The 26,535-nt window shown below is 46.8% G+C and carries 23 protein-coding genes, 1 pseudogene and 1 riboswitch; of the genes and pseudogenes, 10 read left to right on the forward strand and 14 right to left on the reverse strand.

Features of this window, described 5'->3' with window-relative positions; all coding sequences use genetic code 11:
* The first annotated feature begins 248 nt into the window (after positions 1-248).
* The gene (locus ACY2RR_RS01430; RefSeq protein ID WP_490106349.1) at positions 249-1,868 is read left to right on the forward strand and encodes a peptide ABC transporter substrate-binding protein; all 1,620 of its coding nucleotides are present in this window, start codon (positions 249-251) and stop codon (positions 1,866-1,868) included.
* A 72-nt stretch (positions 1,869-1,940) separates the two neighbouring features.
* Here the strand turns inward: ACY2RR_RS01430 and ACY2RR_RS01435 are convergent, their stop codons facing one another.
* Together ACY2RR_RS01435 and ACY2RR_RS01440 are read right to left on the reverse strand one after the other, a co-directional pair.
* Positions 1,941-3,140, reverse strand: coding sequence for a protein kinase family protein (locus ACY2RR_RS01435; RefSeq protein WP_490106350.1), 1,200 nt, complete (start codon positions 3,138-3,140; stop codon positions 1,941-1,943).
* Between the two features lie 112 nt (positions 3,141-3,252).
* Positions 3,253-5,205, reverse strand: a complete 1,953-nt coding sequence (locus ACY2RR_RS01440; RefSeq protein WP_490106351.1) for an RING finger domain-containing protein — start codon at positions 5,203-5,205, stop codon at positions 3,253-3,255.
* Between the two features lie 292 nt (positions 5,206-5,497).
* Between ACY2RR_RS01440 and ACY2RR_RS01445 the strand changes: the two genes are divergently transcribed.
* Positions 5,498-6,400, forward strand: a complete 903-nt coding sequence (locus tag ACY2RR_RS01445) for a DMT family transporter (protein ID WP_490106352.1) — start codon at positions 5,498-5,500, stop codon at positions 6,398-6,400.
* A 12-nt stretch (positions 6,401-6,412) separates the two neighbouring features.
* Here the strand turns inward: ACY2RR_RS01445 and ACY2RR_RS01450 are convergent, their stop codons facing one another.
* Positions 6,413-7,684 carry a hypothetical protein gene (locus ACY2RR_RS01450; RefSeq protein ID WP_490106353.1) on the reverse strand — a complete coding sequence of 424 codons (1,272 nt, stop codon included), beginning with the start codon at positions 7,682-7,684 and terminating at the stop codon, positions 6,413-6,415.
* 191 nt (positions 7,685-7,875) lie between these two features.
* Here ACY2RR_RS01450 and ACY2RR_RS01455 point away from each other — a divergent pair, with 191 nt between their 5' ends.
* Genes ACY2RR_RS01455 through ACY2RR_RS01465 form a run of 3 tightly spaced genes read left to right on the forward strand, consistent with a single transcriptional unit; the run spans position 7,876 to position 10,568 of the window.
* The gene (locus tag ACY2RR_RS01455) at positions 7,876-8,670 is read left to right on the forward strand and encodes an SDR family oxidoreductase (protein WP_490106354.1); all 795 of its coding nucleotides are present in this window, start codon (positions 7,876-7,878) and stop codon (positions 8,668-8,670) included.
* A 27-nt stretch (positions 8,671-8,697) separates the two neighbouring features.
* On the forward strand, positions 8,698-9,714 hold the full coding sequence (locus ACY2RR_RS01460; protein WP_490106355.1) for a zinc-binding dehydrogenase: 1,017 nt from the start codon (positions 8,698-8,700) through the stop codon (positions 9,712-9,714).
* A gap of 41 nt (positions 9,715-9,755) precedes the next feature.
* On the forward strand, positions 9,756-10,568 hold the full coding sequence (locus ACY2RR_RS01465) for an SDR family NAD(P)-dependent oxidoreductase (RefSeq protein ID WP_490106356.1): 813 nt from the start codon (positions 9,756-9,758) through the stop codon (positions 10,566-10,568).
* A gap of 53 nt (positions 10,569-10,621) precedes the next feature.
* On the opposite strand, the gene ACY2RR_RS01470 is transcribed toward ACY2RR_RS01465, so the two are convergent.
* Both ACY2RR_RS01470 and hcp read right to left on the reverse strand, forming a co-directional pair.
* Entirely contained in the window at positions 10,622-11,689 is a 1,068-nt protein-coding gene (locus ACY2RR_RS01470; RefSeq protein ID WP_490106357.1) for an FAD-binding oxidoreductase, read from the reverse strand.
* A 101-nt stretch (positions 11,690-11,790) separates the two neighbouring features.
* Complete coding sequence (gene hcp, locus ACY2RR_RS01475; protein ID WP_490106358.1) at positions 11,791-13,443, reverse strand: hydroxylamine reductase; 1,653 nt, start codon at positions 13,441-13,443, stop codon at positions 11,791-11,793.
* A 174-nt stretch (positions 13,444-13,617) separates the two neighbouring features.
* Here hcp and ACY2RR_RS01480 point away from each other — a divergent pair, with 174 nt between their 5' ends.
* A complete protein-coding gene (locus ACY2RR_RS01480; protein ID WP_490106359.1) occupies positions 13,618-14,055 on the forward strand; it encodes an Rrf2 family transcriptional regulator in 438 nt (145 codons plus the stop codon).
* Between the two features lie 72 nt (positions 14,056-14,127).
* On the opposite strand, the gene ACY2RR_RS01485 is transcribed toward ACY2RR_RS01480, so the two are convergent.
* The 4 genes from ACY2RR_RS01485 to ACY2RR_RS01500 all read right to left on the reverse strand — a co-directional run bounded on the left by ACY2RR_RS01485 (position 14,128) and on the right by ACY2RR_RS01500 (position 19,102).
* Positions 14,128-15,351, reverse strand: a complete 1,224-nt coding sequence (locus ACY2RR_RS01485; protein WP_490106360.1) for an NEL-type E3 ubiquitin ligase domain-containing protein — start codon at positions 15,349-15,351, stop codon at positions 14,128-14,130.
* A gap of 150 nt (positions 15,352-15,501) precedes the next feature.
* Positions 15,502-16,680 carry a PilT/PilU family type 4a pilus ATPase gene (locus ACY2RR_RS01490; RefSeq protein WP_490106361.1) on the reverse strand — a complete coding sequence of 393 codons (1,179 nt, stop codon included), beginning with the start codon at positions 16,678-16,680 and terminating at the stop codon, positions 15,502-15,504.
* A 144-nt stretch (positions 16,681-16,824) separates the two neighbouring features.
* Positions 16,825-17,841, reverse strand: a complete 1,017-nt coding sequence (locus tag ACY2RR_RS01495) for an adenosine deaminase (protein WP_490106362.1) — start codon at positions 17,839-17,841, stop codon at positions 16,825-16,827.
* Between the two features lie 79 nt (positions 17,842-17,920).
* Positions 17,921-18,020: riboswitch (purine riboswitch) on the reverse strand.
* 23 nt (positions 18,021-18,043) lie between these two features.
* Positions 18,044-19,102 (reverse strand): hypothetical protein, encoded by a 1,059-nt coding sequence (locus ACY2RR_RS01500; protein ID WP_490106363.1) that lies wholly within the window; start codon positions 19,100-19,102, stop codon positions 18,044-18,046.
* Positions 19,103-19,305: 203 nt separating this feature from the next.
* Here ACY2RR_RS01500 and ACY2RR_RS01505 point away from each other — a divergent pair, with 203 nt between their 5' ends.
* Complete coding sequence (locus ACY2RR_RS01505) at positions 19,306-19,647, forward strand: hypothetical protein (protein WP_490106364.1); 342 nt, start codon at positions 19,306-19,308, stop codon at positions 19,645-19,647.
* Between the two features lie 5 nt (positions 19,648-19,652).
* On the opposite strand, the gene ACY2RR_RS01510 is transcribed toward ACY2RR_RS01505, so the two are convergent.
* Genes ACY2RR_RS01510 through ACY2RR_RS01520 form a run of 3 tightly spaced genes read right to left on the reverse strand, consistent with a single transcriptional unit; the run spans position 19,653 to position 22,182 of the window.
* On the reverse strand, positions 19,653-20,486 hold the full coding sequence (locus tag ACY2RR_RS01510) for a thymidylate synthase (protein WP_490106365.1): 834 nt from the start codon (positions 20,484-20,486) through the stop codon (positions 19,653-19,655).
* A gap of 4 nt (positions 20,487-20,490) precedes the next feature.
* A complete protein-coding gene (gene lgt / locus ACY2RR_RS01515; RefSeq protein ID WP_490106366.1) occupies positions 20,491-21,378 on the reverse strand; it encodes a prolipoprotein diacylglyceryl transferase in 888 nt (295 codons plus the stop codon).
* 9 nt (positions 21,379-21,387) lie between these two features.
* Positions 21,388-22,182 carry a sulfite exporter TauE/SafE family protein gene (locus ACY2RR_RS01520; protein ID WP_490106367.1) on the reverse strand — a complete coding sequence of 265 codons (795 nt, stop codon included), beginning with the start codon at positions 22,180-22,182 and terminating at the stop codon, positions 21,388-21,390.
* Positions 22,183-22,295: 113 nt separating this feature from the next.
* Here ACY2RR_RS01520 and ACY2RR_RS01525 point away from each other — a divergent pair, with 113 nt between their 5' ends.
* On the forward strand, positions 22,296-23,090 hold the full coding sequence (locus ACY2RR_RS01525; protein WP_490106368.1) for an NRDE family protein: 795 nt from the start codon (positions 22,296-22,298) through the stop codon (positions 23,088-23,090).
* Between the two features lie 47 nt (positions 23,091-23,137).
* Here the strand turns inward: ACY2RR_RS01525 and ACY2RR_RS01530 are convergent, their stop codons facing one another.
* Positions 23,138-24,820 carry a GMC family oxidoreductase gene (locus ACY2RR_RS01530; RefSeq protein WP_490106369.1) on the reverse strand — a complete coding sequence of 561 codons (1,683 nt, stop codon included), beginning with the start codon at positions 24,818-24,820 and terminating at the stop codon, positions 23,138-23,140.
* A gap of 127 nt (positions 24,821-24,947) precedes the next feature.
* Between ACY2RR_RS01530 and ACY2RR_RS01535 the strand changes: the two are divergent.
* Positions 24,948-25,059, forward strand: a pseudogene (locus ACY2RR_RS01535) (prepilin-type N-terminal cleavage/methylation domain-containing protein); the annotation flags it as partial.
* Positions 25,035-25,406 (forward strand): pilin, encoded by a 372-nt coding sequence (locus ACY2RR_RS01540; protein ID WP_490107044.1) that lies wholly within the window; start codon positions 25,035-25,037, stop codon positions 25,404-25,406. The pseudogene ACY2RR_RS01535 and the gene ACY2RR_RS01540, both read left to right, overlap by 25 nt.
* Before the next feature lie 29 nt (positions 25,407-25,435).
* Here the strand turns inward: ACY2RR_RS01540 and ACY2RR_RS01545 are convergent, their stop codons facing one another.
* Positions 25,436-26,512: a fatty acid desaturase family protein gene (locus ACY2RR_RS01545; RefSeq protein WP_490106370.1), complete on the reverse strand. Its 1,077-nt coding sequence runs from the start codon at positions 26,510-26,512 to the stop codon at positions 25,436-25,438.
* Positions 26,513-26,535: the final 23 nt, after the last annotated feature.

Below are 26,535 nucleotides of genomic sequence, written 5' to 3' on the forward strand. Positions count from 1 at the left end.
ACTAACTGATGCACAAGTCTCGACAAACCCACACTTCGCCAGAATACACAGTCATTTTTGTTGATTTTCTGACCATTTCTTTGCAATTGACTGACCGCCTTGCCACAACCTTACTTTTAACTCACAAAAATCGTTGATCTCCGGCAGTTTTCAGCAGAACAAGATCATGCAGACTTTCCCCAACCCTTAACGAGAACCAGTGTCATTCCAACGGTCTGACTAACGAATACTATTGGGGAAAACAGAGAATGATCAACGGGCGCAAGCTTCTGTTACCTGCTGCTATCGCTGCAGCTCTGAGCATGTCTTTCACCGCATCAGCGGCTACTGTTCCAACGGGCGTTGAATTGGCAGCAAGCCAGGCAATCACTATTGGCAATGGTTCTGAGCCTGCATCTCTGGACCCCCAGTTGAGTGAAACCGTTGAAGATTTCCGTATCCAGCGTGATATGTTCGAAGGTCTGGTGGTGCAGGATGAAAATGGCGGTGTTGTTCCTGGTCAGGCGGAATCCTGGGAGATTTCCGATGACTACAAAACCTTCACTTTTAAGATTCGTGACGATGCCTTCTGGTCCAACGGCGACAAGGTAACTGCTCAGGATTTCGTAAACAGCTGGAAACGTCTGGTTGATCCGGCAACAGGCTCTCCATACGCCTGGTATGTTGAGATGACCATGATCAGCAATGCCAACGACATCATCAACGGCAAAGCAGCTCCCGAAGCTTTAGGTGTAAAGGCACTGGATGAGAAAACTCTGGAAGTTTCTCTTGAGCAGTCCCTGCCCTACTTCCTGAATATGCTCACCTTATCAACCATGTCTCCCGTTCATACTCCCAGCATTGAGAAGTACGGTAAGAACTGGACTCAGCCACAGAATATTGTGACTAACGGCGCTTACAAACTGAAAGACTGGGTTGTGAATGAGCGTGTAACTCTGGAGCGCAACACCAGTTACTGGAATGACAAAGAAACCGTTATTAATACCGTTAACTTCCTGCCTATTAGTGGTAACCCTGAACTAAGCCGCTACAAAGCTGGTGATATCCAGGTGACCAAAGGTATTCCTGTAGAACACTTTAAGGCACTGTCTAAGCAGCGCCCTGATGAGATCATTCGCACGCCTTCCATTGCCACGTTCTACTACGTGTTCAATACCACTGTTAAACCTTACGACGACGCGCGTGTACGTAAGGCTTTATCCTACGCAACAGATCGTTCTGCCATCACCGAAAAGGTATTGGGTCAGGGTCAGACAAACGCCTACACCTTTACCCCAGAAGTTGTTTATGGCTTTACTCCACCAACCGTTGATTACTCCCAATGGAGCCAGAAAGAACGTGACCAGAAAGCTCGTGAGCTGCTGGCCGAAGCGGGCTACGACAAGAGCAACCCATTAAAGGTTGAGCTGCTGTATAACACCAACGATGGCAATAAGCGCCAGGCTGTTGTTATGGCGCAGATGTGGAAAAAGATCGGTGTAGAAACCACTCTGAAGAACCAAGAATGGAAAACTCTTCTGGACACCAAGCGCCAGGGCGATTTCGAAGTTATGCGTTACACATGGCTGGCAGATTACAACGAAGCCTCCACTATGCTGGACGTACTGACTACTGATCACGGTTCTAACGACAGCCGTTACTCCAACACGGAATACGATCGTCTGGTAAGCGAAGCCAAGCTGGCTCCAACAGATGAAGCTCGCAACAACATGTACTCTCAGGCTGAGAAGATTCTGGCTGAAGATATGCCTGTACTACCAGTGTTCCACCCTGCCAACGTTATCCTGAAAGATGCAACTGTTGGTGGTTATCCAATGCATAACCCGCAGAACACGGTGTATACACGTAACCTGTACCGTACTCCGTAATCCTTTTCGTATAGAGAAAGGGGCTGCACAATGCAGCCCCTTTTTTATTTCTCTTAACTTTTTAAACAAATCTCAAACGAGCTTAAGACAGTTAACAACCTCTCCCGCAGAAGGCCGATGGGTAAAGTCGGGTCTCAAACATGCCGCAATAATCAGCCCCATCTTCTGCCGTTTATCTGCCACTGCCTGGATCATATCTGGCGTACTGCCTGATTCGCTTGTCAGCCACTGTTGTTCTGTTTTCTTTACTGCCTTCAATGCTTCAGGCCATACCTTCGCGAGTTCTGTTGCTCCTTTATTCAAAAATTCAGAAGCAGAGAGCCAGCAAATCTTTTCACCCTCGCCTACAAAAGCAAATGGGGTAGAGCTCAAGTCCGTTACTCTAAGCATGACAACAGCTCCAGAAAAAACATCACCCTTTGAGCCGTACACTCTTTTATTTTCAGCGTTACACACTCTAGTTTCATCGGGCCAATAGCCTTTAGATCCAGCCTCACTTCCACTCAGGTAGCAGCCGTCATCATTCACCTTTCGCACTGCTGCAATATCACAGAGCCGCAAGATATCATCAAAGCCAACCAAACAGTTCTCTAACTTGATATCTCGATGGCAACACTTCTGCCCATGCAAATAATCGAGTCCTTTCATTAAGTCCAGACACAAAGCCGTTTGTGCTTTAGAACCTCTTATAGGTAGTTTTTGTTCAAGGTTACCTTCATAACAGGGCATGATGAGAAGTGGGCAGGTTGCCATCTCACCGGGATGGAGATAACCAAGCATTTCTATCAGATTAGGATGCCTCAGAGTTTTTAATAAACTGACTTCTGCCTGAACACCTTCACAGGCCAGCTGATAACCACCCGACTGCTTGCCGTCATAATGCGGAATTTTCACGGCAATACCGTTTGCAAGATTATTAAAATTTTCCTCGGCAACACAGAACGTAATCAGAGAGAAACGTCCCAGTTTTTTAAACCAAAGAGCGGTATTGCCCTTTCGCCCTGAAGGGAGATCGAATGGAACAATCTTCATCTCATCAATTTTATTCAGATCATTGGCATCTTCAGCTGTTGATGTTCGGAAACTCGACAAAAGGCAAAAAGCTGGGGGATAAACACGGCCAGTCTGATCCTTACGCAGCATTAAGCCAGCTTCGAACCCTTCTTTTAAGGTCACGTTATATCGTACAAACTGCCCTTCAGGGGAATCCTGCTGGCTCAGTAAAGAAGCAGTCAAAACTTCTTTTTGAGCAGGTGTAACTGACATTGCCATAAAGTGCACCGTGTACCATAAACTGTTTTAGAGGTTATCAGGCGGGATCCGTTGCAAAGATCAATAGGAATGTCAGGGCTGCTAACACGCTGGCGCAACGGCCAGCTGCCCATTATTTATAGCTCCCCATATCCAGTGGTACAGGAAGAAATATCTCGGTGCAATCTTCTTTGGAGGCTAATGGGTCACGGCATTTCGGGCATACAGGGTTAGTATCAATCACACCGCCCAGACAGGTTTCACAAAAGAGGTGGCCACAAGGTGTTGTAAATTTTTTTATCATTGGATCAAGGCATACAGGACAAGTGAAAGCATCTCTAAACCCTTGAACCTGGCTCTGGAGACTAACGAGTTCCCCTTGCAGTTGTCCAACCTGATGCTTTCTGCGAGTCTCCTCAGTCCGCTTTTCTCGCTGAAGAAACTCTATCTTTCGTTGCAAATCTTCACGCTCAGCTTGAACTTGCGTGTGACTCATCTGAGCCCCTTGGCCAACAGTCAGTGCTGCCATCTCTCTTCTTAAGTCAGTTATCTCACGAGCCATTCGCTCGTGAGACTCTCGACTCTTCTCTTGGTGTTGCAGAAGCTCGTGAATCAACGTTTGATTATGAACTCCAGTTGCTGCGACAGCCATGGCGCCATGCCTGCCAGATCCACCTTCTGGCCAACTTGAAGTCTCTCGACCAGCTGGAGGCTGCACCACATATGCGGGAAAACTTTCTGCAGCATTACTACTGCCAGAGGTCAGGGAAATCACCTTTCGAAGATCAGGATTGGCCCGACAAGCAGCTTTAAGAGTGCTCCACGCGCCATCATCCCTTGTTCTTAAAATTTCTAACAGCTTGCTGCTTTTATTAATTCCTGAAACCTGTGCCTGTACTTGTTCTACATCACCTCTTGTCAGCCATCCATTACTAAGAAGATGCATCATTGTCATATGCAAAGGTTCCCGGATAATTTGATCTTCATGCGCCATGCAAGACGCGCGAAAGCGATGCCCTTCGCCGACAATGGCGCCTGTAGCCATTACAGGCTGAGGATGATAAGTATCCTGTGAGTGCGCCATGTGCCGCGCATCTGTAGGAGTCGGCAGACTTGCCTGAGAGGCAATCATCCCCTGCATGCGGGGAGGCAATTTTATATGATGGCTCAACTCAGCCAGCAGCCAAGGCGCGAATGTCGAAAGGTGTTCAAGTATCTTATGGGCTCTATTCCTGTCTGCCCTCTTAGAAATAGCCTGAATCAGAATCAGAAAACCTCCCGGACCTGCTTTTTTAAGTTTCCCAATAATGAAACGCCCTCTGTCTTTTTTTGTCACAAGCCTGTTAAATTCAGCTCTTTCGTCCCCTGTGAGTAGGTTAGCCGACCGTAGGCTTGGTATATAGTCGCTCAGATCTATCTCAAGCAACTCCATTTGCTTTTCTTCACAAGCTTTCATCAGTAAGTGATGCTTTTCTATAGACCATTGAATAGACCTTAAAAAACTTGCTGTTATCGAATTCTTAAACGGCTGAACATCAAAAAAGTTGCTAGCCGGCATTCCCTCCGCAGCCATGCCTTCACGAATCCCTGGGTGCATTGCTTTCAAGCGGCTTTGCACTTCATATACAAGGTATTGATGCCCCTGTGGTGTCTCGCTGCCCACCTCATTAACACCTGCCAGGATTGCGATATACAGCCAGGAGTAAGGCAGGCCGCCATCATTAAAAGAAGCCTCCAAACTATCTAAGTGCCTTTTTATTTTTCTATCAGTATCGTACGCACTCAAATCCACAGGAAGATCCAGAGTTTCAACAATATATTTTCCTTCATCGGACCCTGGTTGCCATCTCGGATTTTTGACTTCAACAACCAGAGACCAGTCAATCCAGTGATATGCCCCCTTACTCTGCAGAAGTTGACGGGTAATCTGATTGATACCTGCGTGATATTTATCTGGCCAGCCAGCCTTTATCTGAGATGAAAAAAACATTAAGGAAATTGCAATGGATAGCAGATATGAAGGTAATCTGGTTTTTACCAGGTCATACTGATAAGCGCACTTCATAATCCCTTCCTGACGTTGCAATCCGGGCAGCTAGTATAGAAATTGCCTTAGCTCAGAAAGGGCGAAACATCATTATTGTCAGAATGAACTTGTTTATATTTAGAACAAAAAAATCAACCCCATTGGAAAAATGGATAGTTTTTTAGCGATAACATTAACTATTCAAATAACCTGCTCTCAGGCTGTATTTTTTCAATACCAACACTCGTAGCTATATGGTTATTTTGATGTTTTCCGACATTATCCAGAGAAACAGAACAGGGTATAAATACACGACAACAGCTGTTCGCTTTACCATTCAGCATTTTTATTTATGAAGAATCAAAAATTAGCTCTTTTCTACGGCCTTGCCACAGTTCTCCTATGGTCAACCGTTGCTACAGCGTTCAAGCTGGCACTGAAGGAAGTTACACCACTGCAACTGGTCACGGGTGCCAGCCTTGTTTCCGCAATAACTCTGTTTGTCAGTGTTTATCTGGGCAATAACCTTAGGGCGACTATTTCGGCACTTAAGCAGAAACCATTGTTTTACCTGGCTCTTGGTGCCCTTAACCCCACAGCTTATTACCTGTCACTCTTTGCCGGTTATGACCTTTTGCCAGCCCAGATTGCTGCCCCGGTAAATTACAGCTGGGCAGTACTGTTGCCCTTACTGGCAGCGCCTCTATTGAAGCAAGAGCTTACCCGCTGGCAACTTGCAGGATGTTTACTGGGGTATGCAGGCGTAACCATTATTGCAACGCAGGGAAACCTGAACGGCCTTGGCTCAGTCAATTTAGCTGGGCTTGGGCTAGTGTTGTTGTCTGCAGTTTTCTGGTGCCTTTACTGGATTCTGAATACTGGAAACAAAGAAGATCCAGTCGTCAGCTTACTGTGTGGCACCTTATGTGGCTTGCCACTGTTGTTGATATTGAACCTGATTTACGGAAGCTGGCCAACTATAACCTGGTCAGGATTTGGCGGCGTTGTTTACGTTGGTTTGTTTGAAATGGGCATAACTTCCATGCTTTGGCTGAAAGCACTGAGAACCGCCACCCATACCTCACGGGTTTCCAGCCTTATGTTTATGTCGCCTGTGTTGTCTATCTTTCTGATCAGCACAGTACTGGGAGAAGTTATACATCCCTCAGTATGGCCAGGTATGGCTCTTATTCTTACCGGAATGGCTTTACAACAGTGGGCAGATAATCGTCGTGTGTCTGCATCACATGCGTAAGATATCTTTGATTTAGCGGGAATACATAAGCTGGTTCAGATGCCATTTAATGGCATCCGGAGCTTTCCTGCTCAGAGGACTAAGAGACTCTAACCCTTCTCTGACAATCCGTGTCATGGCGCCGTTATCCACAAGAGTTTTTAACATAACCTCCTGCTCTTCTTCCTCTTTTTTATCTGATAAGAGCAGGTAGCCAGACACATCAATATAACCGCAATACTCAGGTTTAATCTCTACAAACTCCTTGGTGGTCTGGCGACCTACATCCCTTAGAAACACCCAGGCACAGTAGCCATTACCTTCTTTACGCATTACGTAATTGGCTGTGCGTTGTCTTTTCTCTCTTGGTTTTTCACTGCTTTTCCAATTACTGATCAAGGTTTCAACAGTCTCCGCCATATTATTTTTATTCGTTGAAGAAACCCTGATAGTTGTGAACGGGTAGTCCAGCACATCAAGCTCTACACCGTTACAGCGTCGATAGAATTCTGGCAGGGCTTCGGCCTGCATAACCGGAGGTTTGAAATTGCGCATGACCGGCACATGATGATGCCCCGGTATTGTGGCACCGGCACCAAGAATGTCTGAGTTCTGGCAAACAGTGAAAGAAGGCGCCTGATCCAGAAACTGCATATTGGCCAGAACACTCTCTTTATCGTGATGCATATCCCTGTGTTCATGTTCAATCAACATGACATGACAATCACCATAAGGGTACGGAGGTGGCTGAATAAAATAGCGTTCACCATTGAGCGTGATATCGAAAGTGCGCAGATTTCTGTTAGCACTGTTATTTTTATCCGCAACATTCTGAGGACAAAGCTTACATTTAGCCCCATCAGGAAGGTAACTCGGAGGCTGGTTAAAGGTTCTGGAGTAATGACTGCGACCATGATTAATCATGGAATGAAAAACGGCTTTGCCAGCTTCACTCTCATGGTGATAGTGAGTTATATGATCCGCCCAGTGGCGATCAATATGTCCGGTAAGGTAAACCGTATCGTGAAGAGCCTGAATTGCTGCTTCCAATCCACGAGTTTCAGCGACCTCCTGTAAAACAGCATTAACTTCCGGCTGAAGAGGCTCGCTTGAGGTATAAAGTTTCGCTAACTCGTCACAGGAAAGATAACGTACACCACGCTTGGCAAGATCAGTACTCTCCCAGGCAGAACGATCTCGGGAAAGAAAGCCCATTTTGACCTGATGCTCAAGAGCAGCCTGTTCCATCCCTCTTTTAGGTAATGAATCAAACAAACCTCTATAGCCGGAAGGTGATACCTGCATAGTGCACTTTACCTTTCAATAATCGTCCCATTTGGGTTAATGAAAGAGATAAAGGTTCATCTATACGCACTACAAGATAGTTATCAGAGATAACCGTACGGATCATATTCCAGAGAAATATACATCACTGCTTGTTTAATGAGTCGTTCCTAATAGATAATCCCCACAAAATAGGCACCATGGTACAAATAATGGAATATAATCTGGTATTTGGTGGCTCTGAAGGTATCGGCCTGGCAATAGCCGAAGCTTTAGCAGCAGATAACAAAAATGTGGTTATCCTTTCCCGGTGCACCAACAAACTCAAAGCTGCCAGAGAACGCATTCAAACAAAGACTGGTGCCTGTGTAGAAACCCGCAGCCTTGATATTTGTGATTACAGTGCGACTCAATCCCTGATTGCTGAGCTGGTGGAGCAATACGGCACCCCGGCGATGGTGTTTAACTGTGCAGGATTCTGCCGACCGGACTACCTGCCAGACAGCGACCCGGCACATATTCAGCAAATGCTGCAGTTGAACCTGATGGGTACTATCCATGTGTGCAAAGCCGTTGAGCCATATATGCGCAAAGCGGGTCGTGGACACATCATCAATACATCATCCATTGCCGGTTTTATTCCACTGTTTGGTTATACCGGCTACAGCGCCAGTAAATATGCGGTAAAAGGCTTTAGTCGTGCACTGAGAACAGAGCTGAAGCCGTATAACATCAAAGTTTCCCTGCTATGCCCACCCAATACCAAGACTCCGGGTCTGCAGACTGAGAATCAGTTTAAACCAGCCGCAGTTCTTCAAACCGAAGAAAAACTGGTACCTATGGAGCCAGAGGACGTTGCTAAAGCGACGTTGAAAAAACTAAAGAATAACCCTTGGCTGATAATTCCCGGTCGGGATGGCCAGTTCGCTTACTATCTGAATCGCCTATCAACCCGATTAATGGACTGGATTGTCCGGCGCCCCTTAAACAGCCTCCCTGAATCCTGAACACACTGAATAACGATAGAAATAATAATGAAAAAAGTTGTCATTCCCAAAGCCGGTACACCGGATGTACTGCAGGTTGAAACCGCCCCTGACCTCACCGCACAAACGGGCGAAGTACGCATTAATGTAAAAGCAGCCGGTATTAACTTTGCCGATATTCTGGCTCGTCAGGGGCTTTATCAGGATGCGCCTCCCTTTCCCTGTGTTGTGGGTTATGAAGTCTGTGGAGTTATCGATCAGGTTGGTTCAGGTATTGATGAAAGCATGATTGGCAAAGAGGTGATTGCCATGAGCCGGTTTAACGGCCAGGCGAGTCAGGTTGTGGTGCCAATCAATCAGATTTTTGAAAAGCCAGCATCTATCAGTTTCGAAGAAGGTGCAGCTGTTCCGGTTAACTTTATGACTGCCTGGCAGGCTCTGGTGATTTGCGGTGCCCTGCAACCTGAAGACTCAGTGCTCATTCACAATGTCGGCGGAGGTGTTGGCCTGGCGGCATTGGATATCGCCAAACATATTGGAGCCACCACTTATGGTACGGCCAGTTCTGGTAAGCATGAGTTTCTAAAAGAACGTGGTTTGGATCATGCCATTGACTACATCAACGATGACTGGAGCAAAGAGCTGGATCGATTAACCGATGGCAAAGGTGTTGAGCTGATTATCGATCCTATAGGCGGTAACTCCTGGCGTAAGAGTTACAAAGCTCTCAGAGCAACCGGAAGGCTGGGAATGTTTGGTATATCCATGGTTGCGGGAAGCGGTCTGGTAAATAAATGGCGTTTGTTAAAACTGATTGCAGAGATCCCCTTCTTCCATCCAATAAACCTGATGCATCAAAACAAATCCGTGTTTGGTATCAATATGGGTCGCCTGTGGCACGAGCCTGAAAAAGTACAGTCCTGGATGCAGCACGTATTAAAAGGGATAGAAGAAGGCTGGGCGCGTCCTCGTGTTGATAAGGTCTTCACTTTTGAGCAAGCAGCAGAAGCTCACCGGTATATAGAGCAGCGTAAAAACAAAGGAAAGGTTGTGCTTGTTCCTTAAACACTACGACCCTAAAAGAACTCAAATAAAGACTAATAACAATGAAAAACACCGCCATTATTACCGGAGCGTCCAGCGGCATAGGCCGCGACATTGCCTGCGAGCTGGCCGAACGCGGCTATGATTTAATTCTTGTAGCACGGCGTACGGAACGCTTGGAAGAACTCGCCGAAGAGTTGGAAAAGAAACATCAGGCTAAGTCTCTGGTGCTGACTTGTGATCTGACTGATAGAACACAACTGGAACAACTGATGCCCTCCACTGATACTTTCCTATCTGAAGGGCGAGTTCTATCCATGCTTGTTAACAATGCCGGAACCGGTTATTGGGACTATTTCGGCAAACAGTCTGCCGAAGATGTACAGCGAGATATTGATCTGAATATCACAGCTCTAACGACTCTGAGTCATGCCTTTGTCGCCAAAGCCAAAGAACATGGCAAACCCGCCCATATTATGAATATTTCATCCCTGGCAGCGCTGCTGGCAACACCGCGTTATGCGGTTTACTCCGCCACCAAGGCTTATGTACTGCGGTTCAGTGAAATTTTGTCCTATGAGTTCAGAAAGAAAAGTCTCAACATTTCTATCTGTTGTGTCTGCCCCGGTGGAGTGATCACTGAGTTTATTGATCACTCAGGTCTGGAGCTGAAAGGTAATATCGGCATGATGAAATCTACCGATGTGGCTCGCTCCAGTGTGGATGCGGCACTGAAAGGAAAGAAACAACATATTCCTGGAGTTATGAACAAACTCTCTTCTCTGGCCCGCTTCCTGCCATCGCAGTTCGGTATGGCAGCAATCGAAAGAAGTATGTTGATTACGGTGAAAGAGAAAGAAGAAGCTGTTTCTTAATTTGGAAGGCAAAACAGAGAAAAGCTGGGGAAGATACGCTTCCCCAGTCATTATCAGATAGCTACTCGCACATCAGATTTAGGACGGGAACAGCAGGACAGAACATAACCCTGCTCAATTTCCTGAGGTGTCAAAGTCATCTGGCTACCACTCTCTACTTCACCATCAATGATTTGAACCTTACAGGCACCACACACACCTGCACGACAAGCGGCAACTACAGGTGCTTTCTGAGCCATAAGGGTATCTACAAGCAGCTCGCTCGGATCAACTGTTACCGCAACGCCTGACTTCTCTAGCACCACTTCAAAGCCTTCACCGGAAACCTCAGACTCTTCATTACGATCAGCGATCTCTTTGATCATGGCATCGTTAAAGATTTCGTGATGAAAGTTATCCATATTGAAACCAGAGTTCTTCGCCATTTCGCGCACAGCTTCAATATAGGCAGGAGAACCGCAGATATAGAGCGTGCGGGAATGCAGATCTGGAACCAGCTGCTGCAGCATTTCCTGAGTCAGCCAGCCATCACGATCATCCAGAACAGTGCTGTGATTAAAACAGGCATGCTGTTCATCCAGCATTTCGAGTTCACGACGGTAAACAATATCTGCTTCACTGCGTGCGCTGTGGATAAAACGAATATCTGCATCCGTACAGGTATCCAGCAACCAGCGAGACATAGACATTACCGGAGTAATGCCACAGCTTGCGCTCATAAACAGCACTTTGGTTGCTGGCTTGTCGATAATGTTAAACACACCATCAGGGCCGGTAGCCTTGATAGTTGCCCCCGACTTTAGGTGCTCAAACAGCCAGCCAGACATACGGCCACCTTCAACACGTTGGATAGTCAGGTTCAGAGTGTAAGGGCGGGAAGGAGAAGAGCTGATGGTGTAAGAACGGTAAACCATCTCACCATCCAGCTCCTGCATCAGGGTAATAAACTGGCCGGGCTTAAAGTTAAAACGGGTTTTGTCTTTCATTTGAAAAACAAAAGTAGAGATATCCGCTGTTTCCCGAATTACCTGCTGGCAAATCAGTTCAACGGTCCCTTTTTCCCAGAGCGGAGCCTGCGCCCAGTTCAGGGGTTCGTTTTTGGTAGGTTCGGAAATCAGCATGGAAATATCTCAAAATTTGAATTCTGAGTGGAATTAACACGCCGGGATTGGGAAAAGTTCTTCCAATCCCGGCGTGTTCCAATTCAGGAATTCATAAACAATCAGGCGGCGTTCAGGATTGCGTTCAGGTCCTGCTCAACATTGGAAGTCAACTTCAGGTCAAACTTATCCACCAGCACACCCAGCAGGTTATCTGTCAGGAACGCAGGAGCCGTTGGGCCAACGTGGATATTCTTGATGCCGAGGGACAACAGAGTCAGCAGGATGACAATCGCTTTCTGCTCAAACCAGGACAGGATCAGAGACAGTGGCAGATCATTTACGCCACATTCAAAAGTCTCAGCCAGAGCGAGGGCCAATTGAATAGCGGAGTAGGCATCGTTGCACTGACCAACGTCAAGCAGACGTGGGATACCGTTGATATCACCAAACTCAAGCTTGTTGAACTTAAACTTACCGCAAGCCAGAGTTAGGATCAGGCTGTCCTGGGGAACAGACTCAGCAAATTCTTTGTAGTAAGAACGCTCAGCCTTATCACCATCACAACCACCGATCAGGAAGAAGTGCTTAATATCACCAGCCTTCACACCTTCAACAACCGCAGGAGCAGCATTCATCAAAGCATTACGGGCAAAGCCAGTCAGAATGTTGTGAGGAATTTCATCGTATTCGAAACCAGGCATTTCCAGCGCTTTCTCAATAACAGCTGAGAAATCATCACCTTCAATGTGGTTAACGCCAGGCCAGCCAACAATGTTGCGGGTGTAAATACGGTCAGCGTAGTTACCAACATTAGGATCGATGATGCAGTTGGAAGTCATCACAACTGGGCCAGGGAACTTGGCAAATTCAGCTTGCTGGTTCTGCCATGCGCTACCGTAGTTACCAACCAGGTGCTTGTACTTCTTCAGCTCTGGGTAACCGTGAGCTGGCAACATTTCACCGTTGGTGTAAACGTTGATGCCCTTGCCTTCGGTCTGCTTCAGGATTTCTTCCAGATCGATCAGGTCGTGACCGGACACAACAATGCACTTACCTTTTACAGGTTTAACGTTAACCTGAGTAGGCTCTGGATGGCCAAAGGCGTCAGTTTCGCCCTTGTCCAGCATTTCCATAACGCCGTAGTTCATCTGACCGATAGCCATGGCGCATTCCAGCAGAGCACCGATATCAGCGGAATCAGTTGCCAGCCAGGACATGTGCTTGTGGAATTCAGCGTAGATTTTTTCGCTCTGCTGACCCAGAACACGAGCGTGCTCCATATAAGCCGCAGCACCTTTCAGGCCGTACAGGCACAGCAGGCGCAGGCCAACAATGTCTTCGCCGACTTCAGCCAGGCCACGGTTAGGCAGCATTTCAGGAGCCTGCAGCAGCATACCGGCCATATCTTCAGCCAGCTCAAATTTTGCGGCATTGGTAGCGTCGGAAAGGTCAGCACCTTTCTCTGCGCAAGCCTTTTTCAGAAGATCACGGGCAGCGTTCGCTTCACGGATGAAAGTGATGATGCGATCGTTATCGAAGTTAACGTTGGTGAGGGTCGCAAAGAAAGCGCGAGGTACAAATGCATCGACGTCGGCATTAACAACGCCAAACTCACGGGCACGACCAGCATACCAGGATACGCCCTGCAGCATGTAGATCAGCACGTCCTGCAGATCAGACGTTTCAGATGTCTTGCCACACATGCCCTGGGCATAGGAGCAACCGTTACCGGCAGGAGTTCGAATTGTCTGTTCACACTGTACGCAGAACATGTTGAGACCTCATCAGGATGGCAGGTAGCTTTTAAAAAGCTAAAGATTCATTTTTTTTGCATCTTTAGGATTACACCAAAACGACAGATGACGAATACGTAAAAACCACCACTGGTCGAAAAAACCTCAACTCTTTAAGATTCACTTGATTTGAATCAATAGGTGCACGACACCATGCAACTGACCCGCTATACCGATTACGCATTGCGTACCCTGATTCAGGCAGCCCTTCTGCCAGAAGGTGAGCGTTTGTCTGTTGCAGAGGTAACCGCCACCTACGATATCTCTCGCAGCCACGTAATGAAGATTGTTCAGCGCCTTGGCCAACTGGGTTACCTGAAAAATATTCGGGGAAAAGGCGGCGGCATTGAGCTGGGTATGGACCCTGCTGAGATTAATATTGGTAAGGTTGTACTGGATATGGAATCCAACCTGCAGGTTATTGACTGCAACAGCCCTTACTGCCGATTACAGCCCGGCTGTCGATTGAAGGGTGTTCTGATAGAAGCAATGAATGCTTTTGTGGCTGTGCTTGAAAGCTACACGCTGGCAGATCTTCTGGAAAACAGAGATGAACTGGTACAACTGCTGACGTTTAAGGAAGCCTCATGATCTATGTTCAGGTTTCAACTTTTATATAGTAAACATCTAGTTACTCGTGCTTGAAGAGCCTACATCTAGATCTCACCCTCTGACTTTGCGCAAAACTTTTTTGGTCGTATTAGTGAATAGAGCATTCATATGAATTTCATGCTCCTCATTAGCATCTCTCAAACGCTTCCGATAATCGGCGGATTCTGGAGATTCATGCAAGGTATCATTGAGCTTTTTATCCAACCTCTCTCGCTCTACAGCAATAAAATCACTCGACCTTAGATACTTATTCCAGGGAAACCAATTGAGCAAGAAATCAACCTTTCTGTCTTCACCATTAGATGCCCTCTTCCGATTAACCGCTTCCTCTATTTTTCCAAAACCTTGACTCACAAGATCAAATCGCTTTTTATTGAGCAGCAATTCCTGACAACTGATAGGCAAGTTAAACCTCGATGCAAGGTGAGTCCGGCTATGAAAGAGAGCATGGAGATCACTAACCTGATCCTGTGTAGACTCTAACGATGCTTGTTTCCAGCGTTTAACCTCAGCATCAAGAAGATGCATTTGATAGACCTGCTCCCCGAACAAAAGAAGCTCTTCTCCCCCTTTTCTTTTAGCCTCAACAAGTCCGGCAGCTGCCTCCAGTTCAAGCAAATAGAACATAGCCCCTTCAGCGTCGCTACCCGGTTCATAGAGCATGGTACCTGTTGATGCATCGAGACATGCCTCCCGAATATCTACATCAACATTCATTCTTTCTAAAAGGTTGTATAGATATGATGCAACTTTCATACGACTGTCATCATCTGTGAATTTATCTGAAGATGTTAAATTCTCTAATATTCTATGGAATTCACCTCTGTAACTAACCTTTTCAGCAAGCCCTTGCGGCACAGGCTTTCCTAACAAACCAAACCAATAGTTAATACATTCTTCACACTGCACCTCCCTGCCGTGTTGTTTTTCCATACGATCCAAATAAATTTTTCTTATATCAGGAACGCTTTCACCTAAATGATTACCTTCATAGGATATAGAGGTTTCAGTGAGTGAACTCTCCCGTGTTCCGCTTGAGACTTCATTGAAGTGGTAATCTGTTTGACCTGATGAAGAAACGCTCCGATACACCAACGGAGTTTCTTTTTGATCAGTCTTTTTTGAAGGTCGTAAACCTTCTGTTCCACGGGCACCAGGAACAAAAGCAATCAACCAGTTCTTTAATCGCCCTATTTGCCTGGCAATAGGTCGTAATACATGATTATTTATACCTTGGGCTATCCGATTGATAACCGTTCCAATGTTACTACTCATAAAACCACTCCATGGCCCGAGAGAACATTAAGACTCTAGAATCTAATTTAACAAAAGAATAGCCGAAGGCAGGAATGCTTGTAGTCACCCAACAAGCATCCCTCTTGGCCAGAACTTAGGAATTACCCACTATGAAGTGGCTTTTGGCTTTCAGGCTACATCTGAGTCATCAATATCAAAGACAGCCTTTCCAGAAGACTTCTTCTCTGGCCCTTCTTCAAGACTGAAACTGAATCCACCAGATTCTGAAGATCCGATATCATCCTGAGCCAGTTTCATCCGCAGACGCAGGTTATTAGGCGCGTCGGCATTTTTGATCGCCTCATCAAAGTCGATCCGTCCTTCCCGGTAAAGGTGATACAAAGCACTGTCGAAAGTGCGCATTCCCACACCTTCCGACTTTTCCATAATGCCTTTGATCTCCTCAAACTCTTCCTTAAGGATTTTCTCCTTAATAGTTTCTGTACCCAGAAGAATCTCAACTGCTGCGGCGCGCTTGCCGTCAGTAGTTTTTACCAGGCGTTGAGAAACAAAAGCCCGCAGGTTCATGGCCAGATCCATAATTAACTGCGGACGACGCTCTTCCGGGAAGAAGTTCAGAATACGGTCAATAGCCTGGTTAGCATTGTTGGCATGCAATGTAGAGATCGCCAGATGACCAGTTTCTGCAAAGGCCAGAGCATGCTCCATAGTTTCCCGATCACGGATTTCACCAATCAAAATCACATCAGGTGCCTGACGAAGGGTTTGCTTCAATGCTGCACTATAACTGCGAGTGTCCACGCCAACTTCACGCTGGTTCACAATGGATTTCTTGTGTTTGTGAACATACTCGATTGGGTCTTCGATGGTGATGATATGACCACCAGATGTGGAGTTTCGATGATCGATCAAAGCAGCCAGAGAAGTGGACTTACCTGAACCCGTTCCACCCACAAACAGGATCAAGCCCCGTTTGGTATTAATTATATCTTTCAGCTGGGGTGGCAGTTTCAGATCATCGAAGTTTGGAATTTCCGCTTTGATATTTCGGGCAACGATAGAAAGCTCGTTACGCTGGGAGAAAATATTAATTCGAAAACGACCCACCTTGGGAATAGACATGGCCAGATTCATTTCCAGCTCTTCTTCAAATTCTGCCTTTTGCTCTTTGTCCATAACCGCATAAGCCATCTCCCGTACGGCACCGGGTGCCAGAGACTCTTTGGATAAGGGTTTTAATACTCCCTGAAACTTGGCACAGGGAGGAGCACCAGTGCTCAAGTAAAGGTCAGAACCATCATATTTCGCGAGGGCAACCAGGTAGGACTTTATTTTCTCAAGACTCATTATTATTGGTTTTCTTTAATAGCAGAAAAAGAAAGGGATGTTATCGTTGAAACCTAAGGGAAAACACAGCCAGAAGCGTGACAGCATTCACATTTCAGTGAGAGCCATAACATAAAATTACAGCTCCCCTTTCACAATTGTCTTTTATGCTTTTTCTAGCATTGTCTCTAAATAATTCTGCGTTATCCCCCTAAGCCTTTCCTTCTCAGCACTTGAAATAAAACTGGCTTCGATAGCATTGAAAGTAAATTGAGCAACTTCCTGCTCACTCATGGGGTGCGCTTCAGCAACTGCATTGAAATTGTCATTCATATAGCCGCCGAAATACGCTGGATCATCAGAGTTGATGGTGACACACAGCCCTTTACGCAACAGATCAACAATATTGTGCTGATCCATTGTCTCGAACACTTTCAGGCTGGTATTGGATAGCGGACACACCGTTAAAGGTGTTCTGTCTTTGGCAAGCTGCTGAACCAGTTCATCACTTTCGGCACAGCGAACGCCGTGGTCAATCCGATCTGTTTTCAGCAAATCCAGCGTATCAACAATATTCTGGGCAGGACCTTCTTCTCCTGCATGAGAAACCGCTAAAAAGCCTTGCTCCCGGGCCTGGGCAAAAACTCGCTCAAACTCCTGTGGAGGGTGGCCGATCTCGGAAGAATCCAGCCCTACGCCAATAATCTTATCTTTATGTGGCAGTGCCTGAACCAGCGTTTCCATGGCAGACTCTTCATCAAGATGACGCAGGAAACACATAATGATTTTACTGGTAATCCCAAGTTGTTTTTCGCCCTGCTTAAAAGCTTTGTGGATACCATTAATCACAGTATCAAAGCTGATGCCACGGCTGGTATGAGTCTGAGGATCAAAGAAAATCTCGGTGTGAATCACATTATCTGTTTTGCAATGCTCGAGATAAGCCCAGGTCAGATCATAAAAATCCTGCTCTGTAATCAGAACATTGGCGCCCTGGTAGTAGATATCCAAAAAGGACTGCAGGTTATGGAAGCGATAAGCGTCACGAACTTCCTGAGGAGTTTGAAAGGGAATTTCAATGTTATTACGCTTTGCCAGCGCAAACATCATCTCTGGCTCAAGGGTGCCTTCGATATGGAGATGCAGTTCAACCTTGGGTAATCCATCAATAAACTGTTTCATGCTCAGCTCGTTATCCAGTGAATAAAAGCTTTTCGGTTTGTATTACGAAATACGGCACGACATACAAAGAGAAAAGCATAGAGATTGCTTAACTCTTCGTAATCAGAATTTTACGGATTCTGGTAGAGACCCTCAGACCTTATCACTGAGGTTATACGACGAGAATTTCATTATATTCCCGCCTGCTCATAGCCATCAAGTCTCAGTCTTTCTTTGTCTGGCGAATCTTGTGATGGTAGTCCCAACCCAGATCCCCCAGATGTTCGCCTTTGCCATTGGCTTTCAACAAAAGGGCAAAGTTCTGCAAGCCGTGATGAGCAAAGCTGTCGAGATCATTATATCCCGGCCTTGTTTGAGCAAACCTGCACGCTTCTTCTCTGGCTTCTTTATAGGTTGCACCTTCACTCATTTTAATAGCACCAGAAAGCATCCCGGTTCTGTCTATACCATGGGCACAGTGCAACAGGCTGACTCTTATTTTTCCGTCTGACCTTGGCTTTGACTGCTGCTGAAGAAGCTTATCAACCAGTCCAGTGAAATGAGTCCAGGTCAGGTAGTAGGGAACATACTTTTGATACCAGCCCTGTAAAGTTTCAGGAAGACATTTGATTGGCCCCATAGCGGTGCCAGTTATAGGTGAAGGCTTGAAGCTTATGGAAACGTTTTGCTTTTGAAGAGTTCCCACTTCCTTTTCCAGCCTTTCCCACTCTTCATGCTCACAAACACGATTCTGCAGGGTATACAGGTCCAGATGAATATCATTGATCGTCAGCTTATTTGTTCCCGTGCGCCCAAGCTTTGTATTCAGCTCTTCGAGTATTTGGTCAATAGCTAAAGAACCGTTCTTATCAAGCGGCAGACTGCTTCTGACAATAACATTTCCTGTTTCTTTATTTTCACTGACTATATCGAAGCGCTTAGGAATAAACCCATGAGTCTCCAGTTTCCAAAGAAGAGTCGTGGCCTGTCGCCATAAACTGACAGGCTTGCCAAACAATAATGGGCGTTTATTGCAGCAGTCGATAAATGGAGTGGCTAAACGACAAGGGAGCCAGAGAGAGTATGTCAGACACGAAGAAATAGCGCGCTTGGCCAGACTTACAGATATACCGGACAGCACTTTAATTAATAAACACATTTTACCGGCAACAGGAGTCACTGAAGTGCGCCCCCAGGGTGCCGACGCTTTTGAATCTTCAGAAACAACTTTTTCTGAAAGCTCAGATTGGTAAGGTGCTTTTGTTAAAGGTTTTACTTCCATAATTTCAGCCCAGTAGATCTTTAAAAAGTATCTATCTGAGACAAGGACCAGAAACAAAGTTCACAAACAGGAGGGTTAGAAAGTTTATCCTTTGCGAGTCAAGCATTGAGCAGTACGACACTGGGATAACAAGATAGTTATCAATCGGGAACACTTCTTTCCCTATTTTGCCTAAATCTACCTACTCCTGCGGACTGATAAAAATGAACGCCATTAGCACACACATGCCTTCCAACTCGACTGCTCCCGCAGTTAACTCGAATGGATCAGGATTTTTAAGAAATCTGTCTTTCGCAGGACGTTCTTTATACGTTATAGCTGTGTTCAGCCTGCTTAAACTGGCAGAAGCAGAAGAAACCAATCAGCCGCAACAGGCTGGGGAAGGTAGTGTAGAAGGATATAACTATGGACAGTGGGGCATTAAGTTTTTGCTGGGCTGTGCGTTTGTTATTCCCTGTATTTATCCAATGCTCAAGGAGTGCTGCAGGCGCGCTCCCGAGTTAGAAGATAACCCGGGAAACCGCCCACACCCACACAACAACTAACTCAGTTAAACCGCCACCGGCGCTTTGATATGAGCGTGAGCCTGATAACCCACCAGCTCAAAATCATCAAAGGCGAAGTCAAATAGGTCTTTAATGGCTGGGTTCAGTTTCATCTCAGGTAAAGGCAAAGGTTCGCGGGACAGCTGTTCTTCCACCTGCTCCATATGATTGGAGTAAAGATGCGCATCGCCAAAGGTGTGCACGAAGTCTCCCAGTTCCAGATCACACACCTGAGCAATCATCATGGTCAGCAGCGCATAGCTGGCAATATTAAACGGAACACCCAAAAAGATATCCGCGCTGCGCTGATACAGCTGGCAAGAGAGCTTTCCATCCAAAACATAAAACTGGAACAGGCAGTGACAAGGAGGCAGAGCCTGTCGGTTCTGTGCCGCGTTTTCTTTCGGGCTTACAGAAACATCAGGCAGTACAGTTGGGTTCCAGGCGGAAACAACCAGGCGGCGAGAGTTTGGGTTGGTTTTAATCTCGTTAATCAGGTCAGCAATCTGATCGACAACTTCACCATTTGGCCCTTCCCAGCTGCGCCACTGCTTGCCGTAAACTGGCCCAAGTTCACCCTCTTCCGTTGCCCATTCATCCCAGATAGAAACGCCATTTTCTTTCAGGTAACCAATATTGGTTTCACCTTTCAGAAACCACAGCAACTCATGGATGATAGAGCGCAGGTGACACTTTTTAGTGGTAACCAGTGGGAAGCCTTTCGCCAGATCAAAACGCATCTGGTAACCAAACACGCTGTAGGTGCCGGTGCCGGTACGATCCCCTTTGTATACGCCAGTCTCTTTCACATGGCGCATCAGATCCAGGTACTGTTTCATGCTCTTATCCTTTCTTGCGAGCTTGCTTAGCTGCCTTTTCAGCCTGCTTCTTTTGGGTTGAAGCCACTTGCAGCCAGGCACGATCATCACTGTTCATACCGTCCACCAGAGGTTTTTTCTGATAGGCGTAAACCATAAATCCGATACCAATAAGCACCATTGGCAGGCTCAGAATCTGCCCCATGGTGAGCCAGTCCCAGGCCAGATAACCTAACTGCGGGTCAGGCTGACGGAAGAACTCGGCAAATATACGTCCGCAGCCGTAAAGGATCAGGAACAGCCCAGACACGGCCATTCTTGGGCGAGCCTTTGAAGAGAACCACCAGAGAATGGAGAAGATCACCACACCTTCAATAAAGAACTGGTACAGCTGGGATGGATGACGGGCAATCTGTGCCGGGTCGGTTGGGAAAATCATTGCCCAGGGCACATCACTGGCGCGACCCCACAGTTCGCCACCAATAAAGTTACCTATACGGCCAGCCCCCAAACCAAAGGGAACGAGCGGGGCAATAAAATCGGTGGTCTGGAAAAAGGATTTGCCAATCTTGCGACAATAAAGATACATCGCCACAAACACGCCAAGCATACCGCCGTGGAAAGACATACCGCCCTGATCAATGCGGAATAGCCAGAGTGGATTCTGCAGGAAATAATCAAAGTTGTAGAACAGCACATAGCCAAAGCGGCCACCAAGAACCACACCTATGGAGCCATAAAAAATCAGATCTGAGAGCTGGTCCTGATTCCATAGACCTCCAGACTTTTTGCAGCGCCGGCTTCCCAGAAACCACGCACCAGCAAATGCCAGAAGATACATCAGTCCATACCAGTGAACCTTCAGCGGCCCCAGTTCCAGAGCAATTGGATTGATATCGGGATACGAAATCACACCCTGTCCTCAACTTCCTAAAATAAATTTCAGCCCGACAACAAACAGCAAACAGGCAAACAAACGACGCAAAACATCCGCTGGTAAACGATTAGCCAGCTTGGCGCCCAAACGGGCAAAGGGAACACTCATCAGTACTATACCGGCAAACGCTGGCCAGTACACAAGGCCGGTACTCAGCTCAGGCAGGCCTTCGATATTCTCTCCCAAAACAATATTGGCCACAGCTCCCATCACGGCAATAGGAACACCGCAGGCTGCCGACGTACCTACAGCCCACTTCATTCCCATACCAAAGCGAGTGAGGAAAGGAACTGTTAAAGAACCGCCTCCAATACCAAAGATGGCGGAGATTAATCCGATCATAGTTCCGCCAGTAAACATCAGTGGTGGTGCAGGTAAAGCTCCCTGCCCGCCTTTGTCTTCTTTCTTGCTGAACAACAAACGAAAGCCAATAAGAATGGCACCAATACCGATAATCAACTGTAAAGACGCGCTGCTTAGCTGAACGGCAATAGCAACACCCAGCCAGGCACCCAGCATAATTCCCGGAGCCAGAAGTTTTACGCCGGGCCAGAACACATTGCCATTTTTGTTATGGCTGAAAGTGGAACTGAGGGAGGTAGGAATAATGGTTGCCAGAGAGGTTCCCACCGCAAGGTGAGTAATATATTCCGGAGAAAGGCCAAGCAGAGTAAACGCAAACACCAGCGCCGGCACTATAATCAGTCCACCGCCTACACCAAAAAGCCCAGCTAGTGTTCCTGCCGCGGCTCCGGTAACCAGATACCCTAAAAATTCCACGTTATATAATCCATCGCTCTTTTATGAAGCCGTTATATGAATAAATCGCACCTGAATCCCTTGTCGTGTAGTGTACGTAGATGAAAGTACATCTATAAGAAGCAGATTAAGCCATGTGCCTGATAGCCCTTAACTGGGACCCGGACAGTGATCATCCTCTGATCATGTTGTCCAACCGCGATGAATTCTACCAGCGACCGACCCGGAAGGCTCACTTCTGGGAGAAACATCCCGACATATTTGGAGGCGTTGATCTCAGAGCCGGAGGAACCTGGCTGGCTGCCAGTACCAAAGGTCGCTTGGCTGCCATTACTAATTTCAGAGAGCTGGACTCAAGCGGTGAGCGTTCCCGTGGAGAACTGACCAGTGGCTTCCTGAATACTGATATTTCTGCAGAAGATTTTTTAAAGCAGGTACACACCCGGCACCAGCATTATGCAGGGTTCAATCTTTTACTGGGGGATAACACGGGCCTGTGGTACTACTCCAATCGGGAAAATATTGTCCGCCAGCTTGAGCCAGGGCTGTATGGATTAAGCAATGGCTTGCTGAATACCCCCTGGCCAAAAGTACGTCGCCTGAAAAAACACTTAAAGCAAGCGATAGCCAACAACGAAATTCACCCCAAGCATTTGATTAAATTACTACACGATGAACATCGTCCGCCCGATGACCAGATTCCAGATACCGGGGTCGACCCAGTCTGGGAGCGCATGTTGTCGCCATGTTTTATTCATTCTCCCGCCTATGGAACCCGCAACAGTGTTGCCCTGATTCTTAAGCGGGATGGCAGCATGAACTGGCACGAACAACAGTACGATGTTGATGGGGAGCTGGAACAGGCTTTTCATGAAAAGCTGTCTATGCCTGGGCTTTGGTTAGCTAATACCAAAGCTGTTTTATCTTAATAGGTTTTCATAGTTGTTGGGTTACGCCGCTTTGCGGCTAACCCAACCTACAGCTCGAGCTCGCCCTGCCTGACCCTCTTCGCAACAATCGGCTTCTGTTCAACTCTTTCCCGTTGTGCTTTTTCTGGTTCCTGAGTATCAGCAAGAATCATATCTGAAGCCTTTTCGCCAATAGCGACTGCCGGAGCATTGGTATTACCGCTGATAAGATCTGGCAGAATAGAGATATCCACAACCCGCAAATTCTCCATACCGTGCACTCTTAACCGGTAATCAACCACGGCCTCTTCGTCTTCACCCATTTTGCAGGTGCATGCAGGGTGATAAACATGGCCGCCCCTTTCACGAATAAACTCCGCCAGCTCTTCATCGCTTTGAGCCTGACTGCCGGGAAAAACCTCTTCGCCCTTGAACTCTTCAAACGCGGGAGCGGCAAATACTTCCCGCATCATGCGAATTCCCTTAGTCATTAATGCCACATCATCAGGATGCGACATCATGTTGAACTGAAGCTTTGGTTTATCTTTCGGGTCAGCACTGTTCAGAGTTAATGCGCCCCGGCTTTTCGGGCGCAGCAAATTGATATGTACCGAGTAACCCCAGCCCATCATCAACCGGAAGTTACGGCCATGGTCATCAAATAAGGCAGGAATGCATTGAACCTGCAGGTCAGGACGATCCAACGAAGGATCTGATTTCATAAATCCACCAGCCTCTACCGGCGGCATACTCAGCAAACCTTTGCGATGACGCCAGTACTTCCAGAACTCGCCGCCTTGAGTCATCAGTTGCAGAGGATGCAGAGACACACTGTCATGCTTCTTCCTGCGCTGAACCAAAACAGCGTCAGCGTGTTCCTGCAGATTTTTGCCCACACCTTTTAATGGGTGAACGACGGAAATACCGTGTTTGCCAAGTTCATCAGGGTCACCAACACCGGAAAGCATTAACAGCTGTGGACTTTGTACCGCACCGGCACACAGTAAAACTTCTCTCTTTACTTCAACAGTCTGGTTTTTACCCTGATGCTCATACTCAACACCTACGGCACGCTTGCCATCAAATAAAATTCGGGTGGCATAAGCCTGAGAAATAATGGTGAGATTTTCACGATCTTCGATGGGAAAAAGATAAGCCCGAGCGGCACTGCAACGTTCACCATTTTTCATAGTGAGCTGATACCAGCCCATGCCATTCTGGTCAGGACCATTAAAGTCCGGGTTATAGGCATGACCTGCTTCCACTGCCGCCATAACAAAACGTTCTGCCACAGGGTGGCGATACGGCGCATCGCTAACATTTAAAGGTCCATCAACCCCATGGAGTTCACTCTCTCCACGTTCCTGATGCATGCTGCGTTTGAAATAAGGCAACAGATCATCGAATGTCCATTCCGGGTTACCGGAAGGTGTCCAACCTTCATAATCTTCTTTCTGACCGCGAATATACAGCATGGCATTGATGGCACTGCTGCCCCCCAGAGCCTTACCTCTGGGACAGTAATGAGAGCGGTTATTCTGGGAAGGCTCCGCCTCTCCCTGGAACTGCCAGTTATAGCGGCCAGTATTCATCAATCCGAGAATACCCATGGGAGTATCGATAAGTGCAGACTTGCCATCGCGACCGGCTTCCAGGAGGCAAACGCTGTATTGGCCATTGGCTGAAAGCCTGTTAGCCAGAACACAACCGGCAGAGCCGCCACCGATAATCACGAAATCATATGAGGACATAATTTTATTCTTGCTGTTATTTCATCCCGTGAGCTTGATCTTATCCCAGAGAAAACAGCAACGTAAGAACCAATTGGGGAAATATAAGCTTAAATAAAAGCAACGGTCACAAGGATGAAGGCTCCTCATGGACAGAAAAAACCTTATAAAAGGCTTCACGCTTATTGAGTTAATGATTGTTGTCGCCATTATCGGAATCTTGGCAGCAATCGCTATTCCCGCCTATCAGGATTACACCCGCAGAAGTCTTGTCGCAGAAGGGCTACAATTAGCCACGGGAGCGAAAGCAGAAATTGTTGAGCTCTATTCCGTAAACAATGAATTCCCCACATCCTCCATTACCTTTATGGACAATTCTGGCAATGTCACTCCATTCGAAGTCAGCAAAGTGAAATGGTGGGAAGGCAATGGCAGTGGTGGCCACCTGGAAGTCTGGTATGGCGGCACTGACCAGTGGGCCGCCAGTACAGACGGTATTCTCTGGCTGACACCATCTGTCACCAATGGGAATATGGAGTGGATCTGCGAGAACCATTCAGCCTACGGTTTTGACTCTACCACCTACCTGCCAGCAAACTGTCGTTGAAGCTTGAAACGAATACAGCTCCTCAAATTTCAGGAGCTGTATTCAACCTGCCGATAAGAGCTTTCTGCTTTACCCATATTTCTTAAGTGCCGATAGTGCCCAAGCAGTGCACTCCATAGCGTTGGATAGACTCTATGCTGATAGTTGTTCTGACGGCATGCCTGACGCACGATGCGGTACAGCTCGGGGTAATGGGCATGACTAATGCGAGGAAACAAGTGATGTTCGGTCTGAAAGTTCAACCCTCCCAGACTCCAGGTTAAAAACCGGCTGCCAGGGGCAAAATCAACTGTGGTTTTTAATTGGTGCAGCGCCCATTCTTCTTTCAGCTGACCATCGTTACCAAGTTCAGGAAACTCTGCTTTATCCACAACATGAGCCAGCTGAAATACGACGGTGAACACTGTACTCATCACAGCGTGCATTATCAGAAAACCAATTAATGCCGATTCCCAACCAAGCAACCAAACGGGGATGGCAATATACATAGCGATATAACCAACCTTACTGCACCAGAACAGTAATGATTCATTTGCTCCGTAAGGCTTAGAGTAATTTCGCTCAGCGATTTTCTCACTGAAGTACGCCTTGTAATCCAGAAAGAAAAACCATATCAGGCTAACCGTCGGATACATCAGCCATACATAAATATGCTGAAAACGATGGAACCAACGACGCTGCTGGTGAGGACTCATACGCAGCATGCCAAAGGATTCAATATCCTCATCAACCCCTTTGATATTGGTAAAAGAATGATGACTCAGGTTGTGTTTCTGCCGCCAGTAATAAGCATGAGAACCGATAAGGTTAAATGTTCTGGCAGCGAGAAGATTAAGCTTCTTATTGGGGGTCAGACTGTCGTGCCCACCGTCGTGCATGATATTAAAACCCACCAGGCATGTAGTTAACCCGTGAAATAACCAGACAAACCATCCCCAGGGAGAAGGCAGGCTTAACAGTAGTAAGTAGCTGCTTACATGCAGGGCGAGAATAACGAAGACTTTTTGATAAAGCTCTGAGGTGCCGGTTTTATCCAGATGATTGTCTGTGAAATAGCGATTCACAGCTTGGGAAAGCGTGTTGTACACAGGGCGCGTAGAAGACATAAGACAGCTTTTCTTTTTTACGC

This window comes from Parendozoicomonas sp. 2304DJ65-17 (genome assembly GCF_058148445.1).

Excerpts from the sequence above, each read along its gene's own strand:
- ACY2RR_RS01530 (WP_490106369.1), bottom strand. The coding sequence starts at position 24,820 with ATGTCCTCATATGATTTCGTGATTATCGGTGGCGGCTCTGCCGGTTGT.
- ACY2RR_RS01525 (WP_490106368.1), top strand. The coding sequence starts at position 22,296 with ATGTGCCTGATAGCCCTTAACTGGGACCCGGACAGTGATCATCCTCTG.
- ACY2RR_RS01455 (WP_490106354.1), top strand. The coding sequence starts at position 7,876 with ATGGAATATAATCTGGTATTTGGTGGCTCTGAAGGTATCGGCCTGGCA.
- ACY2RR_RS01465 (WP_490106356.1), top strand. The coding sequence starts at position 9,756 with ATGAAAAACACCGCCATTATTACCGGAGCGTCCAGCGGCATAGGCCGC.
- ACY2RR_RS01490 (WP_490106361.1), bottom strand. The coding sequence starts at position 16,680 with ATGAGTCTTGAGAAAATAAAGTCCTACCTGGTTGCCCTCGCGAAATAT.
- ACY2RR_RS01505 (WP_490106364.1), top strand. The coding sequence starts at position 19,306 with ATGAACGCCATTAGCACACACATGCCTTCCAACTCGACTGCTCCCGCA.
- ACY2RR_RS01480 (WP_490106359.1), top strand. The coding sequence starts at position 13,618 with ATGCAACTGACCCGCTATACCGATTACGCATTGCGTACCCTGATTCAG.
- ACY2RR_RS01445 (WP_490106352.1), top strand. The coding sequence starts at position 5,498 with ATGAAGAATCAAAAATTAGCTCTTTTCTACGGCCTTGCCACAGTTCTC.
- ACY2RR_RS01460 (WP_490106355.1), top strand. The coding sequence starts at position 8,698 with ATGAAAAAAGTTGTCATTCCCAAAGCCGGTACACCGGATGTACTGCAG.
- ACY2RR_RS01430 (WP_490106349.1), top strand. The coding sequence starts at position 249 with ATGATCAACGGGCGCAAGCTTCTGTTACCTGCTGCTATCGCTGCAGCT.
- ACY2RR_RS01485 (WP_490106360.1), bottom strand. The coding sequence starts at position 15,351 with ATGAGTAGTAACATTGGAACGGTTATCAATCGGATAGCCCAAGGTATA.
- ACY2RR_RS01495 (WP_490106362.1), bottom strand. The coding sequence starts at position 17,841 with ATGAAACAGTTTATTGATGGATTACCCAAGGTTGAACTGCATCTCCAT.
- ACY2RR_RS01500 (WP_490106363.1), bottom strand. The coding sequence starts at position 19,102 with ATGGAAGTAAAACCTTTAACAAAAGCACCTTACCAATCTGAGCTTTCA.
- ACY2RR_RS01450 (WP_490106353.1), bottom strand. The coding sequence starts at position 7,684 with ATGCAGGTATCACCTTCCGGCTATAGAGGTTTGTTTGATTCATTACCT.
- ACY2RR_RS01545 (WP_490106370.1), bottom strand. The coding sequence starts at position 26,512 with ATGTCTTCTACGCGCCCTGTGTACAACACGCTTTCCCAAGCTGTGAAT.
- ACY2RR_RS01435 (WP_490106350.1), bottom strand. The coding sequence starts at position 3,140 with ATGGCAATGTCAGTTACACCTGCTCAAAAAGAAGTTTTGACTGCTTCT.
- ACY2RR_RS01510 (WP_490106365.1), bottom strand. The coding sequence starts at position 20,486 with ATGAAACAGTACCTGGATCTGATGCGCCATGTGAAAGAGACTGGCGTA.
- hcp (WP_490106358.1), bottom strand. The coding sequence starts at position 13,443 with ATGTTCTGCGTACAGTGTGAACAGACAATTCGAACTCCTGCCGGTAAC.
- ACY2RR_RS01470 (WP_490106357.1), bottom strand. The coding sequence starts at position 11,689 with ATGCTGATTTCCGAACCTACCAAAAACGAACCCCTGAACTGGGCGCAG.